Below are 16,480 nucleotides of genomic sequence, written 5' to 3'. Positions count from 1 at the left end.
ATGAACACCCTGACCCGCCCCCTGACCTGGATCGCCGCTGCCGCATTGTCGGTGGCCAGCCTGCCGGCCATGGCCCTGCAGCCGTTCAAGGCCGACTACCTGGCCAGCTACATGGGCATGCAGGCCAACGGCAGCATGACCCTGGCCAGCGAAGGCAGCAACAAGTGGCGCTACAGCCTGCAGGTCAAGAACCAGCTGGCCGACCTGAGCCAGACCACCGTGTTCGAGGAAGTGCGTGGGCAGCTGCGCCCGCTCAGCAGCCAGGATCGCTCTGCGTTGCTGGTGAAGAAGCGCAATGTGCAGGCGAACTACAACTGGACCAGCAACCAGGCCACCTGGACCGGCGACATCAAGCCGGATCGCGCCGGACCGATCGCGTTGAAGGCCGGCGACATGGACGCGCTGCTGATCAACCTGGCCATCGCCCGTGACCTGGCTGCCGGCAAGCCGCTGACCTATCGCATGGTCGACGAAGGCCGGGTCAAGAACATGACCTACCGCGTGGTCGGCAAGGAATCGGTCACCGTGGGCGGCAAGAGCTACGAGGCCACCAAGGTCTCGCGCACCGACGGCAACAAGGAACTGATCGCCTGGATCGTGCCGGAGTTTCCGGTGCCGGCGCGCATGCTGCAGCGTGAAAGCGGCCGCGATGCGCTGGACCTGACCATCAAGGCGATGAACTGACCGGCGATCCGCGCCATCCACGCATGGCGTGGATCTACTTCACGTCCCAGTGGATCCACGCCATGCGTGGATGGATGTCCCAAAAAAACGCCCGCTTTCGCGGGCGTTTTTTTATTTCTTCGGCGCTTCCGCCGGCGCGAACTCGGTGCGGCAGTCCACCCGGATCTGCTCGCCCGTGGATCGACGCACGAAGGTACGGCAATGGCGGTTGCCGTCCTGGCTGTCGTTCACCGCCACCGCGTAGAACGACTGGATGATCTCGTCACGGGTCACCGTGCCGTCGCCATTCCAGTCCATGTCCTTCTGCTCGATGCCCTTGGTGATGGCGATGTTGGCGTACCAGGCGTAGCCCAGCCACGCCAGCACGATCAGCACCAGCACCAGCAGTGCCTTGCGGCGACGGCTGAACTTGCCGCGCAGGATCATGCGGCCACGCGCCGGATGGTGGCGCCGAGCGAAGACAGCTTCTCTTCGATGTTCTCGTAGCCGCGATCAAGGTGGTAGATGCGATCGATGGTGGTATCGCCATCGGCCATCAGGCCGGCCAGGATCAGCGACGCCGATGCACGCAGGTCGGTCGCCATCACCGGTGCACCGCTCAGGCGTTCGTGACCACGCACGATGGCCGTGTGGCCTTCCACCTGGATGTCCGCGCCGAGGCGCAGCAGTTCGTTGACGTGCATGAAACGGTTCTCGAAGATCGTTTCGTTGATCACGCCCACGCCGTCGGCCACGCAGTTGAGCGCCATGAACTGCGCCTGCATGTCGGTCGGGAACGCCGGGTACGGCGCGGTGGTCAGGTTGACCGCCTTCGGCCGCTTGCCGTGCATGTCCAGGGTGATGCTGTCTTCGGTGGTCTCGATGGTCGCGCCGGCTTCCACCAGCTTGGCCAGCACGGCGTCCATGGTGTTCGGGCGCGCGCGGTTGACGGTGACCTTGCCACCGGTCATCGCGGCGGCCACCAGGAAGGTGCCGGTTTCGATGCGGTCGGGCAGCACTTCATGGCGGCCACCGGACAGGCGCTCGACACCTTCGATGACCAGGCGTGCGGTGCCCAGGCCTTCGATCTTCGCGCCCAGCGCGATCAGGCAGTGCGCCAGATCGGTGACTTCCGGTTCCATCGCCGCGTTGTCGAGGATGGTGGTGCCTTCGGCCAGTACCGCTGCCATCAGCACGTTCTCGGTACCGGTCACGCTGACCATGTCGAAGGTGAAGTGGCCACCCTTCAGGCGCTTGGCGGTGGCCTTGATGAAGCCGTTCTCGACCACGATGTCGGCACCGAGTGCCTGCAGGCCCTTGATGTGCTGGTCAACCGGACGCGAGCCGATCGCGCAGCCACCCGGCAGCGACACTTCGGCCGCGCCGAAGCGGGCCAGCAGCGGGCCCAGCACCAGGATGGAGGCGCGCATGGTCCTGACCAGCTCATACGGAGCCACATGCTGGTTGACCGGACGCGGGTCGACCACGATCGCACTGCCGCGCGACAGCGTGCCTTGGTCGATGGTCACTTTCGCGCCCAGTTCGCCCAGCAGCTTCACCGTGGTGACCACGTCGTGCAGATGCGGCACGTTGGTGATCTCCACCGGCGCGTCGGCCAGCAGGGTTGCGCACAGGATGGGGAGGACGGCGTTCTTGGCGCCGGAGATGCTTACTTCACCGTGCAGCGCAGCGCCGCCGGTCACAACGATCTTGGCCATGTATTGGGGATCTTCTGCGGTTCAGCCGGCTTCGGCCGGGGTCACGGTTTTCAATGCGAGCGCGTGGATCGCGCCGCCCATCAGGTCGCCCAGAGTGGCATACACCATCCGGTGGCGGGCCAGCGGCATCTTGCCGGCAAAGGCCTCGCTGACCACGGTCGCTTCGAAATGCACGCCATCGTCACCCTGCACGTCGGCGCGGGCGCCGGGCAGGCCGGTTTCGATCAGATTGCGGATGGTGTCGGCGTCCAACGGGCTTTCCTAATAAAATGTGCGTCCATTCTACTTCCGCTGCGTGGCGTCCGCATGGCCGAATCCCTGTTGCCCCCCCGTTCCGCCGACCCAGCCGCCCTGGTCGCCAGTGGCCGGCGCGTGTTCGAGATCGAACGGCAGGCGCTGGACGCCGTGGCCGACCGCCTCGGCGACGCCTTCCAGCAGGCCTGCCGGGCGATCCTGGGCAGCCGCGGCCGGGTGGTCGCCACCGGCATGGGCAAGTCCGGCCATGTCGCGCGCAAGATCGCCGCCACCCTGGCGTCCACCGGCACCCCGGCGTTCTACGTGCACCCGGGCGAGGCCGGCCACGGCGACCTCGGCATGATCACCGAGGACGACGTGGTGCTGGCCCTGTCCTATTCGGGTGAATCGGATGAGCTGCTGATGCTGCTGCCGGTGCTCAAGCGCCAGGGCAATGTGCTGATCGCCATGACCGGCCGCCCGCAGTCGAGCCTGGCCAGCGCCGCCGATTTCCACCTGGATGTGAGCGTGCCGGCCGAAGCCTGCCCGCTGGCGCTGGCGCCCACCTCCAGCACCACCGCATCGCTGGCGATGGGCGACGCCTTGGCGGTGGCCCTGCTGGACGCGCGCGGCTTCACCGCCGACGATTTCGCCCGCTCGCACCCGGCCGGCAGCCTCGGCCGCCGCCTGCTGCTGCACATCACCGACGTCATGCACACCGGCGAGGACCTGCCCAAGGTCGATGTCGGCGCCAGCCTCAGCGAAGCGCTGATGGAGATGAGCCGCAAGCGCCTGGGCATGACCGCCGTGGTCGACGACCAGGGCGTGCTGATCGGCCTGTTCACCGACGGCGACCTGCGCCGCGCGCTGGACACCGACCTGGACGTGCGCACCGCCAGGATCGCCGATGTGATGACCCGGCAACCTCGCACCATCAGCGCTGACAAGCTGGCGGTGGAGGCTGCCCGGCTGATGGAAACCCACAAGATCACCGGCCTGATCGTGGTCGACAGCGAGGGCCGCGCGGTCGGCGCCCTGAACATTCATGACCTGTTGCGGGCCCGGGTGGTTTAACCGACAGTCCGTAGACCCCATTCAGTCTGTACCAACGAGCCCGCAACCACCGAGTCCGATGCCCTGATGCCCTGGTCCCCCCTGCCCGCCTTCCCCGCCCACCTGCATGCCGTTGCGGCCAATATCCGCCTGGCCTGCTTCGACGTGGACGGCACCCTCACCGACGGTCGGCTGTACTACGACAAGGATGGCAACGAGAGCAAGGCGTACTTCGTGCAGGATGGCCTGGGCCTGAAACTGCTGCAGCAGCACGGTATCCACCCCGTGCTGATCACCGCGCGCAACAGCCAGTCCGCGCTCAAGCGCGGCGCCGACCTGGGCATCGACACCCAGATTGCCGTCGGCGACAAGCTGGCCAGCGTGCAGGCGCTGTGCGCGCAGCACGGCATCGGCCTGGAGCAGGTGGCCTTCATGGGTGACGACCTGCCGGACCTGGCGCCACTGGGCGCGGTCGGCCTGGCCGTGGCCCCGGCCAATGCCCATCCGTGGATCGCCGAGCGCGTGCACTGGATCACCCGCGCCGACGGCGGCCGTGGTGCCGCACGCGAGCTGTGCGACGTGCTGCTGGCCGCGCAGGGCCGCCTGGACGCCGTGCTGGCGAGGTTCGGCGCATGAATGCCCCCACCTTGAACTGGCGGATGATCCTCGGCGTGGGCCTGCTGCTGGCGGCCCTGCTGAGCAGCTGGGCCGCGCTGCGCAACCGTGAAAAGGCACCTGTCGTCGAAGGCCAGGACGCCGGTGTGGACTACATCCTGCACGACTTCCAGATCGTCGCCCTGGACGAACACGGCAAGGAATCGACCACCCTGCGCGCGCCCCTGCTGGAACGCCAGCGTGGCGACCAGACGCTCAACATCACCACCCCGCTGTTCGAAATGCCCGACAAGGACGGCAAGCACTGGACGCTGCGCGCCGAGACCGGCTGGCTCAGTGCCAAGGGCGACGAGATGAAGCTGCGCGGCAACGTCGCCGGCGACAGCCCGGCCGATCCCGGCGTGGTCCCGACCACCTTCCGCACCGACCACCTGGACGTGTTCCCGAAGGACAACCGCGCCCGTACCGATGCCCTGGTGACCATGACCCGCCCGGGCATGGAGCAGTCCGGCGTCGGGTTCGAGGTGGATTCGAAGAACAACACGTATCATTTCCTCAGCCAGTCCAAGGGCCGTTACACGCCCAAGCGCTGATTCCGCCGCCCGCCCGCGACGTCTTCCCGACAGGCGCGAAGCAGGCAGCCCCCACCCGCAGCCCCCGGTCCCGCCGGAGGGCCACCACCGGTAGAACGGACCCCGATGAAGATTCCCTTTGCAGCCGTGCTCGCACTCAGTCTTCTTGTCCCCGCTGTCGCCTTTGCCAAGTCGACCGACCGCAATGAAGCGATGAACATTGATTCCGGCGCGCAGTCCGGCACCCTCACCGGTGACGGCAAGACCGTGCTGTCGGGCGGCGTGATCATTACCCAGGGCACGCTGGACCTGCGTTCGTCCGAGGCCGAGATCTACCTCAAGGGCGGCGAAGCCGTGCGTGCGGTGTTCACCGGCAAGCAGGCCAAGATGAAGCAGCAGCTCGACGATGGCAGCTGGATGGATGCGGTGGCCGACCGGATCGACTACGACATCACCACCGAGATCATCACCCTGACCGGCAACTACAAGGTCACCAGCGCGCGCGGCACCAATGCCGGCCAGCGCATGGTCTACAACACCCGCAGCGGTGAGATGAACTCCGGCGGCGATGGCAGCCGCGTGCGCACCGTGATTCCGCCGAAGAACAAGACGCCCGCGGCCGCCCCGGCTGCGGCGCCGGCGGGAGGCAAGAAGTAATGCTCGTCGCAACTGGCCTGCGCAAACGCTACAAGCAGCGCGAAGTCGTCAAGGACTTCGGGCTGACCCTGGACGCCGGCGAAGTGGTCGGCCTGCTGGGTCCCAACGGTGCGGGCAAGACCACCTGCTTCTACATGATCGTCGGCCTGGTCGGTGCCGATGCCGGCAGCATCGTGCTGGACGGCAAGGACATCACCGGCGACCCGATGTACACCCGCGCCAAGCAGGGTGTGGGTTACCTGCCGCAGGAACCGTCGGTGTTCCGGAAGCTGACCGTGGCCGACAACCTGCGCCTGGTGCTGGAACTGCGCGAGGACCTGGATTCGGCTGGCCGCGAGCGCGAACTGAACAGCCTGCTCGACGAACTGCAGCTGGGGCACGTGTCCGAACAGCTCGGTGCCAGCCTGTCCGGTGGTGAACGCCGTCGTTGCGAGATCGCGCGTGCACTGGCCGCCAAGCCGCGCCTGATCCTGCTCGACGAACCCTTCGCCGGTGTGGACCCGATCTCGGTCGGCGAAATCCAGCGCATCGTCACCCATCTCAAGCAGCGCGGCATCGGTGTGCTGATCACCGACCACAACGTGCGCGAGACCTTGGGAATCTGCGACCGCGCGTATATCCTCGCAGAGGGCACCGTACTGGCCCAGGGCTCGCCCGAGGCGATCCTGGACAACGCCGACGTGCGCCGCGTCTACCTTGGGGATTCCTTCAAGCTGTAACCGCGGCCGCCGGGCCCTCTCCCTTCCGTTCGGCACAGGCATGAAGACTCGGCTGCAGACATCGTTGGGACAGCAGCTGGTGCTAACGCCCCAGCTGCAGCAGGCGATCAAGCTGCTGCAGATGTCCACGACCGAGCTGGAGCTGGAAATCGCCCAGGCGGTGGAGAGCAATCCACTGCTGGACTGGTCCGACAGCAGCGACGAAGGCGCCGGTGTCGACAAGGACGCCAGCAGCGACGACGCGGGCGCAGACAATGACGCCCCGCCCGACAATGCTGAAAGCAGTGGCGACGACTGGGCGCCCGCCGAGCTGGACTGGAGCAGTGGCGGCAGCGGCGGTAGTTTCGATGATGACGACGACAACGGCAGTGCTGCCGAACGCGTCGCCGAAACCGAAACCCTGGCCGACCACCTGCTGTGGCAGCTGCACCTGACCCACCTGTCCAACCGCGACCGCAGCATCGGCGCCGCGCTGATCGATTCGCTGGAAGACGATGGCTATCTGCGCGAGCCGCTCTCGGCCATTGCCGAAGCGCTGCTGCCGGCGATCCATGCCGGTGAAGACGAAATCCTGACCGTGCTGCACCAGATCCAGCGCTTCGACCCCGTTGGCGTGGCCGCACGCAGCCTCGGCGAATGCCTGCAACTGCAGCTGGACGTGCTGCCTGTCGACACCCCGTGCCTGGCCCTGGCCCGGCAGGTCGCTGCCGGTCCACTGGAACAACTGCCGCGCAGCGGCGTGACCGGCCTGGCCCAGCAGCTGAAGCAGCCGTTGGCCGAGGTCGAGACCGCCGTGGCCCTGCTGCGCTCGCTGGACCCTCGCCCCGGCACCCAGATCGCTCCGCTCGCCCAGGACACCTACGTGGTGCCGGACGTGGTCGTGTGGCGGCAGAACGGCATCTGGCGCGCCGCGCTGGCCGCCCATGCCGGGCCCAAGCTGGTGATCCACCGCGGCTACGAGCAGATGATCCGTCGCTGCGGTGACGCCGATGCCGGTTATCTGCGCGGCCAATTGCAGGAAGCGCGCTGGCTGCTGAAGGGCCTGCAGGCGCGTGGCGAGACGCTGCTGCGGGTGGTGCGCAGCCTGATCCAGCAGCAGGCGGGCTTCCTTGAATTCGGCGAACAGGCTCTGCGCCCGCTGACCCTGCGCGAGATCGCCGGCGAACTGGGCCTGCACGAATCCACAGTGTCGCGCGCGATCGCCCGCAAGCATGTGCGTACGCCACGCGGCACCCTGCCGCTGCGCGCCTTCTTCGCCTCGGGCATCGACACCGAGGGCGGTGGCGAAGCGTCCAGCACCGCCATCCAGGCCATGATCCGGCGCCTGATCGATGACGAGAACCCACGCAAGCCGCTTTCTGACGCCAAGCTGGCTGACCTGCTCAAAACATCGGGAATCCCAGTAGCGCGGCGCACCGTGGCGAAGTATCGTGAGGCCATGAACATCTCCGCCTCGCACGAAAGAGTCAGAATCGTTTGACGCGCCGCCGCGCCCGGCGGAGAGGTTCATTGGCACATCCGATCAAAGGAGAAACCCGATGCGCATCGAAACGTTTGGCAAAGATGTCGAAGTCACCCCGGCCCTGCAGTCCTATGTAGAGGAGAAGCTGGCCCGGATCGGCAAACACTTCGACCAGCACTGCGAAGCGCGGGTGACGCTCAAGCTGCAGAAGACTGAACACCACGTCGATGCCAGCCTCAATATTCCGGGTCAGACCCTGCACGCTGAAGCCAATGCGCAGACCATGTACGCCGCGATCGACCTGCTGGCGGACAAGCTTGACCGCCTGGTGATCAAGCACAAGGAGAAAAAACAGCAGCACGCACCGCTGCCGGTGGGCGACAATGGTGGCTGATCGCCACCGCTCCCCGCAGACATGCCCCTGACTGACCTCCTGGCGGCCGTGCAGACCCAGCTCTGCACGGCCACCGACCGCGACAGCGTCCTGCAGGCCGCGGCCGGATTGCTGGCCTGCCGCCAGGCCAATGCCGAACAGATCTATCTCAACCTGTGCCAGCGCGAAGCGTTGGGCAGTACCGCGATCGGTTACGGCATCGCCATCCCGCATGGTCGTGCGCCGACCCTGGATCGACCCCGAGGCGCGCTGCTGCGTCTGCAGACCCCGGTCGATTTCGGTGGCGACGAGCCGGTGGACCTGGTGTTCGCCATGGCCGTTCCCGCCCACTACACCCATCAACACCTGATGCTGCTGTCCGAGCTGGCCGAGCTGTTTTCCGCGCCCTGCATCCGCCAGGCGCTGCGCGAGGCCGGTGATGCACGGGAGCTGCGCCAGGCCCTGGACCTGACCCCACCGGCGAGCGCCGCATGAATACCAGCATCACTGCCCGCGAACTGTTCGAACAGCAGCGTGAGCGGCTTGGCCTGCGTTGGGCAGCGGGCAAATCCGGCGAGAAGCGCGAGCTGGAGGCCGGCAATACGGTCTCGCGACGCCCTTCGCTGGCCGGCTATCTCAATGCGATCTACCCCAACAAGGTGCAGATCCTCGGTACCGAGGAACTGTCCTGGCTGGACGCGCTGGAACCACGCCAGCGCTGGGAGACCATCGAAAAAATCATGCAGTCGCATCCGCTGGCGCTGGTGCTGACCCGCAACCAGCCCTGCCCGGAAGACCTGCGCGCGGCCGCCGATGAATCCGGCACGCCGCTGTGGCTGTCGCCCAAGCGCGGCCACGAACTGCTCAACCATCTGTCGTACCACCTGGCGCGTACGCTGGCGCCGCGGGTGATCCTGCACGGCGTGTTCATGGAGATCTATTCCATCGGCGTGCTGATCACCGGTGAAGCGGGATCGGGCAAGAGCGAGCTGGCCCTGGAACTGCTCAGCCGCGGCCACCGCCTGGTGGCCGACGACGCCCCCGAGTTCACCCAGATCGCCCCTGACGTGCTCGATGGCACCTGCCCGGAACTGCTGCAGGACCTGCTGGAAGTGCGCGGCCTGGGCGTGCTGAACGTGCGCGAGATGTTTGGCGACACCGCTGTAAAGAAGAACAAGTACCTTCGGCTGATCGTCCACCTGACCAAGCCGATGACCGAGCCCACCCCCCATGGTTACGAGCGCCTGACCGGCGACTCGGGCACGCGCCACGTGCTGGACCTGGACGTGCCGCTGATCACCCTGCCGGTGATGCCCGGCCGCAACCTGGCCGTGCTGACCGAGGCGGCCACCCGCCTGCACATTCTGCGTACCAAGGGTATCGACCCGGCGGCGATGTTCATCGCCCGCCACAGCAACCTGCTGGAACGGCGAACGCCCTGACCCCCCTGCCCTTCGAAGAGTCCGTCCATGAGCACCGTCAGTCCCACCGCCCCGACCCTGATCATCGTCAGCGGCCTGTCCGGCTCGGGTAAATCCGTCGCCCTGAAGACCTTCGAGGACCAGGACTACTACTGCTCGGACAACCTGCCGATCCAGCTGCTGCCGGACTTCGTGCGCAATGTCCTGAGCCACCACAACGGTGCAGCAGCGCGCCGGCTGGCGGTGGGCATCGATGTACGCGGGCAGAGCGACCTGACCCAGTTGTCCAGCTGGCGGCAGCTGGCCACCGATGCCGGCGTGGATGCCAAGGTGCTGTTTTTCGAGGCCAACGATGAAACGGTACTCAAGCGCTATGCCGACACCCGCCGCCGGCACCCGCTGAGCCAGCTGGGCCTGTCGCTGCCGGAAGCGATCGCCCGCGAGCGCGAACTGATCGCGCCGCTGCGCCGCGAAGCCGATGCGGTGATCGATACCAGTGCGTTGAACGTGCATCAGCTGCGGCGCCGGATCATCACCGAATTCGCGATGGGCCATGCCACGCGCCTGTCGCTGCTGTTCGAATCGTTCGCCTACAAGCGCGGCGTGCCGGCCGAGGCCGACTTCGTGTTCGACGCGCGCGTGCTGCCCAATCCGCATTGGGATCCGGAACTACGCGCGCTGAGCGGTCGCGAACCCGGCGTGCGCGATTACCTGGAAGCGCAGCCGGATGTGCAGCGCTACCTGGCGCAGCTGATGGATTTCCTGGATACCTGGCTGCCCAAGCTGGGGGATGGCACCCGCAGCTATGTGACGGTGGCCTTCGGTTGTACCGGTGGCAAGCACCGCTCGGTGTTCCTGGCCGAACGCCTGGCCCGCCATGCACGTGAGATGGGCTGGGAAGACGTGGCGACCTATCACCGAGAACAGGATTGAGGGGTGGTCGGCCGGGCTGCGCCCGGCACCCGCAGAAACCACGGCAACGTCAAACGCCCGCATTTCGTGGGATGCGGGGCGGTGTGGAGCTGCCCCACCTCTGACAGATTTCTGCTGCTGTTGGTGGGTGTCGAGCTTGGTCGACACAGTAGATCCACGCCATGCGTGGATGGATCTCTGTCAGGCATCGAAAAACGGATGGGGTCGGAGCCTTTTTCAACGGAAAAGGGCTCCGACCCGAGTAACGCTGAATACGGGACACAGTGCCCCTCTCCTGCTGCTATCGCCAATTCACCTTGACCTGTTAACGTGCAGTAATGACCTGTGGCATTCTCCTCGTAACACATCCTGGGGTCGGGATCGCCCTGCTTGAGGTGGCGACCCGGCTTCTGCGGCAGTTGCCGTTGAAAACCGAAGCTTTCGAAGTACCGTTCGACGCAGACCTGGATGCTCTGCTCCCGCTCGCCTCGGCCGCTCTGCGGCGGGTCGATGGGGGTGAGGGCGTGCTGATCCTGACCGACCTGTACGGCGCCAGCCCCGCCAACCTCGCCGGGCAGCTGGCCCGGTTGGGGACCCCGGTTCGCCGGGTGTCGGCGCTGAGTCTGCCGATGTTGCTGCGGGTGATGAATTATCCGGAACAGGGACTGGATCAACTGCCTGCCACTGCGGCGGCGGGCACCCGTAATGGAGCGATAGTCGACGATGCTTGAACGAGAACTCACTGTGAGCAACCGCCTGGGCCTGCATGCCCGGGCCACCGCCAAGCTGGTGCAGACCCTGGCGCCGTTCCGCTGCAATGTGACCATGGCCGCCAAGGGCCGTGAGATCAACGCCAAGAGCATCATGGGCGTAATGCTGCTGGCGGCAGGGCAAGGCACGCCGGTCACCATCCGCATCAACGGCGAAGACGAAGTCGCGGCGATGGACGCGGTGGTCGACCTGTTCGAGCGTCGCTTCGACGAGGACAACTGAGCGTGCCGCGCGCGCGCGCCGGCCAAGCCCCCACCGGCCAACGGCCGGTACAGCTGCTGGCCGGACACGGCGCCGCCCGCGGTACTGCGATGGGCCGCGCCCGCGTGCGCCTGCCGCATGCACTGGAAGTAGCCGAACAGCGCGTCCCCCCTTCCCAGGTTGAATCCGAGCTGGCACGCCTGCACCGCGCCGTGGACGCGGCGCGCACGGAAATGCACGAGCTGCGCCAGCGCCTGCATGGTGCGCTGAACCAGGAAGTGGGCGAGTTCCTCGACCTGCATGCACTGTTGCTGGACGATCCCGAACTGCTGTTCGGCCTGGACGAACTGATCCGCAGCGGTCCCTACAGCGCCGGCTATGCGTTGCGACTGCAGCGCGACCGCTTGGCCAAAGTCTTCGATGGCATGGACGATGCCTACCTGAAGAGCCGCATGGACGACCTCGACCATGTGATCGGGCGCATCCATGCGTTCCTGCAGCCCGAGCGGCCGGCAGCGGTAAAGGGCCTGGCCGGTGAAATCCTGGTCTGCGACAACATCGCCCCTTCCGAGCTGGCCCAGCTGCAGTCGCACGGTGTGGTCGGCATCGTGACCAGCGCGGGCAGCGCGCTTTCGCACAGTGCGATCCTCGCCCGCAGCCTGCACCTGCCGTTGATCGTCAACGTGCCGCAGCTGCTGAGCAAGGTGATCGACGGCGACGTGCTGATCATCGATGGCGCCGACGGCAGCATCACCGTCAACCCGCAGGCCGACAACCTGCGTGACTACCGTGCACGCCTGAAGGAGCACGCACGCGAGCAGCGCGAGCTCGGCCGCCTGCGCAGCAAGCCCAGCCGAACCCGCGACCAGGTCGACATCGCCCTGCTGGCCAATGCCGAATCGCTGGAAGACGTGACCCAGGCGCATGCGCTGGGCGCCCACGGCCTGGGCCTGTACCGCACCGAATTCCTGTTCCTGCAGCGCAACGAACTGCCGGACGAAGAAGAACAGTTCCAGACCTACCGCGATGCGGCGCTGGGCATGAGTGGCCGTCCGGTGACCATCCGCACCTTGGACCTGGGCGCAGACAAGGCCGACCGCACCGGCCTGACCCTGAGCAACGAGGAAAACCCGGCGTTGGGCCTGCGCGGCGTGCGCCTGTCACTGGCCCGGCCGAAGGTGGCCGACACCCAGATGCGCGCGATCCTGCGTGCCTCGGCCTACGGCAAGCTGCGCGTGCTGGTGCCCATGGTCAGCACCCGCGACGAACTGCTGGCGGTACGCCGGCGCATGCTGAAACTGGGCGAGCAGCTGCGCGCCGAGGGCCACATGGTGGCCGAGCATGTACCGCTGGGTGCGATGATCGAAGTGCCCGCCGCCGCGCTGGCGCTGGAGAGTTTCATCGACCTGGTCGACTTCCTGTCGATCGGCACCAACGATCTTGTGCAGTACCTGCTGGCCGCCGACCGCAACAACGAAGCACTGGGCGAACTGTATTCGCCGCTGCACCCGGCCGTGCTGCGCCTGCTGCAGATGGTGATCGAAACCGGCGCGCGCCATCGCATTCCGGTGGCGGTCTGCGGCGAAATCGCGGGCGACGCCCGGATGACCCCGCTGCTGCTGGCGCTGGGCCTGACCGAGTTCAGCCTGCACCCGGGCACCTTGCTGGAAGTACGCCGGGCTGTCCGTGACGCCGACCTGGGCGCCCTGCGCGCCCGCGCACCGAAGCTGCTGGGCATGCGTGACCGCCGCGGCATCGAGCGCTGGCTGGCGTTGGTGGCGGACGCATCCTGATGCGTCGCGCACCCGATGGCCGCCGGCCGCCGGGGTATGCGCTGAAACATCCCCTTGCGATAATGACGCGCTGAACACCCCTGTTGCCGCATCCTTGCAAGGATCGCGGCTTTTCTTATCCCGCGGGAGCTGCGATGGCTGAGGCTGTACGCCACGACAAGACTGCGCGCCAGTTGCGGATGCTGTCCGATGCACTGGACAGCGGTCGGCTGGGCCCGGTACGCCGTCTGGTCAATACCCTGGCGCCGGCCGAGATCGGCAACCTGCTCGAATCGCTGCCTCCGGGCAAGCGCGAGATCGTCTGGGGCCTGGTCGATCCGGAAGACGACGGCGAAGTACTGGTCCACGTCGGCGACGACGTGCGCGAGAGCCTGCTCGCGGACATGGACCCGGACGAGATCATCGCGGCGGTCGAAGACCTGGACATCGACGATCTGGCCGACCTGGTCGAAGATCTGCCGGACACGGTCATCGACGAAGTCCTCAAGTCGATGGACCGGGAGAACCGCGAGCGCCTGGAGCAGGTGCTGTCCTACCCCGAGGACAGCGCCGGCCGCCTGATGAACCCGGACGTGGTGACGGTGCGCGCCGACGTCAACGTCGATGTGGTGCTGCGCTACCTGCGCCTGCGCGGCGAACTGCCCGACCACACCGATCACCTGTTCGTGGTCAGCCGCCGCCATCAATACCTGGGCCGCGTGTCATTGGCCTCGCTGGTGACCCACGAAGACACCACGCCGATCAACCGCCTGATCGACGATGAACAGCCTGCCATCGATGTCGGCGAGAGCGACCAGGAAGTGGCGCGGCAGTTCTCCGACCATGACTGGATCTCCGCGCCGGTGGTGGATGACAACAACATCCTGATCGGCCGCATCACCATCGATGACGTGGTCGACATCATCCGTGGCCAGGCCGAGCACCAGGCGCTGGGCGCCGCCGGCCTGGATGAGGACGAGGATCTGTTCAGCCCGGTCTGGCGCGCAATGCGGCGCCGCCTGATGTGGCTGTCGGTGAACCTGTGCACCGCGTTCCTGGCCTCCAGTGTGGTCGGCCACTTCGAAGGCACCATCGACAAGCTGGTCGCACTGGCCGTGCTGATGCCGATCGTCGCCGGGCTCGGCGGCAATGCCGGCACCCAGGTGCTGGCGCTGATGGTGCGTGGCCTGGCGCTGGGCCAGGTCGGCAGTTCCAACGCACGCACGCTGCTGTGGAAGGAAGTACGGGTCGCGCTGCTCAATGGCGTGGTGCTCGGCTCGGTGCTGGGCCTGATCGTGCTCGCCTGGTTCCACTCGCCCGGACTCTCGGCGGTGATCGCCATCGCGCTGACCTGCAACCTGTTGTTCGCGGCACTGGCCGGCGTGCTGGTGCCCCTGGGCCTGAAGCGCTTCGGCTTCGATCCGGCGCTGGCCAGCGGCATCTTCCTGACCGCAGTGACCGATTCGATGGGCTTCTTCACCTTCCTCGGCCTGGCCACCATGGTCCTGCTGCACTGACTGGAATTGCCATGGCAACGACGATCGAAAACTACTTTGCGCCGGGTTGGCGCGACCAGCCTCACACCTGCGCGGCCTGCGAGTGGAAAGGCAGTTCACGGGCAATGGTGATGGAGCTGGACGAGGACGCCACCGAGTACGTGTGCCCGGTGTGCGAGAACCCGCTGCTGGTGGTGCTGCATCCGGACATGGCGCAGGTGCAGGCCGCAGCCGCAGGCGGCAATGCCGAAGCGCAGGAGCAGCTGCAGATCATCGCCAGCTTCCCGCGCCCGCAGTGATGCGGCGCACGATGCCGGGCTGGCCGCAGCGCACTACCATCGAAGCGACCTCGCCCTCATGGGAATCGCCATGCTTCGATCGTTCTCGCGCTGGCTGCCACTGCTGGCCCTGCTGATGATGGCCGGGTGTGCCAGTACGCCGCCCGGTGCGCGCGGCCACTTCGAGGCACGCGCGGTGAAGGTGGACGGCGAGACGGCCTACTACCAGGTGTTCATTCCGGCCGCTGCCGCGCGCGCGTCTGGGCCGCTGCCGGTGGTGCTGTTCCTGCACGGTTCCGGTGAGCGCGGCGGCGATGGCGTGAAGCAGACCCACGCAGGCCTGGGCCCGTACCTGCGCCAGCACGCCGCCGACTTCCCCGCGCTGGCGGTGTTTCCGCAGGTACCCGGCCGTGAAGAATGGAGCGGACGCAACAACCGTGTGGCCGTGGCCGCGCTCGATGCAACAATCGCCGAATTCGGCGCCGACCCGGCAAGGCAGTACCTGACCGGGATGTCGATGGGTGGCTACGGCAGCTGGAACATCGCCCTGGACGACCCGCAGCGCTTTGCCGCGATCGTGCCGGTCTGCGGTGCGGTACTGGCGCCGCGTGCGATACGCCCCACCCTGTTCGTGGAGCAGGTGACGAACGAAGCGGATCCCTATGCAGTGATCGCGGAACGGTTGCAGCGCACCCCGATCTGGATCTTCCACGGCGCGCTGGATGATGTGGTGCCGCCGGATGACGACCGCCGGCTGCATGCCGCCTTCCAGACCGCCGGCGCGCGTGACGTGCGCTATACCGAGTACGCGGAAGGCAACCACAATGCCTGGGATGCCACCTACGCCGACGCGGCGATGTGGGCGTGGTTGTTCAAGCAGAAGCGCTGAACTACAGCTCCTGCTGGAAAACCTCCGCGGTGGGTGCCGACCGTTGGTCGGCACTATCTCTCCGATCCCATATGTTCAATTGACTGGAATCTCCCTTCAACTTCCCATCGACACCACGCATGGGGATATTCACCAAGCTGCGCGGTCAGCCCTGCCCTGATCGGATTCCCCAACACGTACATCGCATGACGGAACAGTGATTCATCGGAGCGGATCGCGTGATCGTGATAGCTCGATTGCCAGAATCGTCCCGATCGGCCGAGCATGCGGCTGATCCGCAATGCACTGCTCGATTTGAAGCGTTGCATGATGTAGTCCAGCGAGAACGCGCGGAGCTCCACAAGCCAATGAATGTGGTCCGGCATGACCACATAGGCAAGTGAGTGCGTCAGGCCTTCAGTATCAATGCGGCGGACCACGTCCATCACCACCTGCGCCGCAATGGCATCGTCGAAGTGGCGTCGACGCCCCTGAGTGACGGTGGTCAGGATGTAGGGTTGCCCGATCCGGGAATGGCGGCCAAGGCATAGGCGTGCACGGTTCATGGGCCCAAGCGTGTACCTACGGGCAGTCCCCTTCTATCGGGCAACCACTCCGATGCAGGTAGGCCTGTAGCCAATCAATGGTTGCGCGCAGCACCACGGGACTGATTGCTCTGTGCCGACCAACGGTCG

21 protein-coding genes are annotated in these 16,480 nt (G+C 66.5%); 17 read left to right on the top strand and 4 right to left on the bottom strand.

Features of this window, described 5'->3' with window-relative positions; translation table 11 throughout:
* Complete coding sequence (locus AC27VL_RS04155; RefSeq protein WP_191078839.1) at positions 1-684, top strand: DUF3108 domain-containing protein; 684 nt, start codon at positions 1-3, stop codon at positions 682-684.
* A gap of 111 nt (positions 685-795) precedes the next feature.
* Here AC27VL_RS04155 and AC27VL_RS04150 read toward each other — a convergent pair whose 3' ends face one another.
* The 3 genes from AC27VL_RS04150 to AC27VL_RS04140 are packed head-to-tail and all read right to left on the bottom strand — an operon-like array spanning position 796 to position 2,633.
* Positions 796-1,110 carry a hypothetical protein gene (locus AC27VL_RS04150; RefSeq protein WP_100551735.1) on the bottom strand — a complete coding sequence of 105 codons (315 nt, stop codon included), beginning with the start codon at positions 1,108-1,110 and terminating at the stop codon, positions 796-798.
* Complete coding sequence (gene murA, locus AC27VL_RS04145; RefSeq protein WP_180163785.1) at positions 1,107-2,381, bottom strand: UDP-N-acetylglucosamine 1-carboxyvinyltransferase; 1,275 nt, start codon at positions 2,379-2,381, stop codon at positions 1,107-1,109. Before murA ends, AC27VL_RS04150 begins: the two co-directional genes overlap by 4 nt.
* A gap of 21 nt (positions 2,382-2,402) precedes the next feature.
* Complete coding sequence (locus AC27VL_RS04140; protein ID WP_089239309.1) at positions 2,403-2,633, bottom strand: BolA family protein; 231 nt, start codon at positions 2,631-2,633, stop codon at positions 2,403-2,405.
* Positions 2,634-2,687: 54 nt separating this feature from the next.
* Between AC27VL_RS04140 and AC27VL_RS04135 the strand changes: the two genes are divergently transcribed.
* The 16 genes from AC27VL_RS04135 (at position 2,688) to AC27VL_RS04060 (ending at position 15,806) form a co-directional block, all read left to right on the top strand.
* The gene (locus AC27VL_RS04135) at positions 2,688-3,689 is read left to right on the top strand and encodes a KpsF/GutQ family sugar-phosphate isomerase (protein ID WP_100551733.1); all 1,002 of its coding nucleotides are present in this window, start codon (positions 2,688-2,690) and stop codon (positions 3,687-3,689) included.
* Positions 3,690-3,755: 66 nt separating this feature from the next.
* On the top strand, positions 3,756-4,304 hold the full coding sequence (locus AC27VL_RS04130) for a KdsC family phosphatase (protein ID WP_100463540.1): 549 nt from the start codon (positions 3,756-3,758) through the stop codon (positions 4,302-4,304).
* Positions 4,301-4,876, top strand: a complete 576-nt coding sequence (gene lptC / locus AC27VL_RS04125) for an LPS export ABC transporter periplasmic protein LptC (RefSeq protein ID WP_089239303.1) — start codon at positions 4,301-4,303, stop codon at positions 4,874-4,876. The genes AC27VL_RS04130 and lptC overlap by 4 nt, the downstream gene beginning before the upstream one ends.
* 105 nt (positions 4,877-4,981) lie before the next feature.
* Complete coding sequence (lptA, locus tag AC27VL_RS04120; RefSeq protein ID WP_099819263.1) at positions 4,982-5,512, top strand: lipopolysaccharide transport periplasmic protein LptA; 531 nt, start codon at positions 4,982-4,984, stop codon at positions 5,510-5,512.
* Positions 5,512-6,231 (top strand): LPS export ABC transporter ATP-binding protein, encoded by a 720-nt coding sequence (lptB, locus tag AC27VL_RS04115; RefSeq protein ID WP_025874019.1) that lies wholly within the window; start codon positions 5,512-5,514, stop codon positions 6,229-6,231. Before lptA ends, lptB begins: the two co-directional genes overlap by 1 nt.
* Positions 6,232-6,271: 40 nt before the next feature.
* Positions 6,272-7,711 carry an RNA polymerase factor sigma-54 gene (locus AC27VL_RS04110; RefSeq protein WP_205405047.1) on the top strand — a complete coding sequence of 480 codons (1,440 nt, stop codon included), beginning with the start codon at positions 6,272-6,274 and terminating at the stop codon, positions 7,709-7,711.
* Positions 7,712-7,769: 58 nt separating this feature from the next.
* The gene (gene hpf / locus AC27VL_RS04105; RefSeq protein WP_004147311.1) at positions 7,770-8,087 is read left to right on the top strand and encodes a ribosome hibernation-promoting factor, HPF/YfiA family; all 318 of its coding nucleotides are present in this window, start codon (positions 7,770-7,772) and stop codon (positions 8,085-8,087) included.
* 21 nt (positions 8,088-8,108) lie between these two features.
* Positions 8,109-8,561: a PTS sugar transporter subunit IIA gene (locus AC27VL_RS04100; protein WP_032977285.1), complete on the top strand. Its 453-nt coding sequence runs from the start codon at positions 8,109-8,111 to the stop codon at positions 8,559-8,561.
* Complete coding sequence (gene hprK / locus AC27VL_RS04095; RefSeq protein ID WP_004147299.1) at positions 8,558-9,508, top strand: HPr(Ser) kinase/phosphatase; 951 nt, start codon at positions 8,558-8,560, stop codon at positions 9,506-9,508. Before AC27VL_RS04100 ends, hprK begins: the two co-directional genes overlap by 4 nt.
* A gap of 27 nt (positions 9,509-9,535) precedes the next feature.
* A complete protein-coding gene (gene rapZ, locus AC27VL_RS04090; RefSeq protein WP_162292003.1) occupies positions 9,536-10,420 on the top strand; it encodes an RNase adapter RapZ in 885 nt (294 codons plus the stop codon).
* 317 nt (positions 10,421-10,737) lie between these two features.
* On the top strand, positions 10,738-11,130 hold the full coding sequence (locus tag AC27VL_RS04085; RefSeq protein ID WP_099819261.1) for a PTS sugar transporter subunit IIA: 393 nt from the start codon (positions 10,738-10,740) through the stop codon (positions 11,128-11,130).
* Positions 11,123-11,392, top strand: a complete 270-nt coding sequence (locus tag AC27VL_RS04080; RefSeq protein ID WP_025874024.1) for an HPr family phosphocarrier protein — start codon at positions 11,123-11,125, stop codon at positions 11,390-11,392. The genes AC27VL_RS04085 and AC27VL_RS04080 overlap by 8 nt, the downstream gene beginning before the upstream one ends.
* Positions 11,393-11,394: 2 nt before the next feature.
* Positions 11,395-13,164 (top strand): phosphoenolpyruvate--protein phosphotransferase, encoded by a 1,770-nt coding sequence (ptsP, locus tag AC27VL_RS04075; protein WP_100551731.1) that lies wholly within the window; start codon positions 11,395-11,397, stop codon positions 13,162-13,164.
* 134 nt (positions 13,165-13,298) lie between these two features.
* A complete protein-coding gene (gene mgtE, locus AC27VL_RS04070; protein ID WP_025874026.1) occupies positions 13,299-14,660 on the top strand; it encodes a magnesium transporter in 1,362 nt (453 codons plus the stop codon).
* A gap of 11 nt (positions 14,661-14,671) precedes the next feature.
* Complete coding sequence (locus tag AC27VL_RS04065; protein ID WP_089239293.1) at positions 14,672-14,938, top strand: hypothetical protein; 267 nt, start codon at positions 14,672-14,674, stop codon at positions 14,936-14,938.
* 70 nt (positions 14,939-15,008) lie between these two features.
* Positions 15,009-15,806 carry a carboxylesterase family protein gene (locus AC27VL_RS04060; protein WP_488765598.1) on the top strand — a complete coding sequence of 266 codons (798 nt, stop codon included), beginning with the start codon at positions 15,009-15,011 and terminating at the stop codon, positions 15,804-15,806.
* 53 nt (positions 15,807-15,859) lie between these two features.
* Here AC27VL_RS04060 and AC27VL_RS04055 read toward each other — a convergent pair whose 3' ends face one another.
* Positions 15,860-16,351, bottom strand: a complete 492-nt coding sequence (locus AC27VL_RS04055; protein WP_488765597.1) for an REP-associated tyrosine transposase — start codon at positions 16,349-16,351, stop codon at positions 15,860-15,862.
* Positions 16,352-16,480: the final 129 nt, after the last annotated feature.

Source organism: Stenotrophomonas sp. 14P6.2.3 (assembly GCF_057799055.1).
The sequence above is the reverse complement of the archived record's forward strand: the minus strand, read 5'-3'. Positions and strand labels throughout refer to the sequence as shown.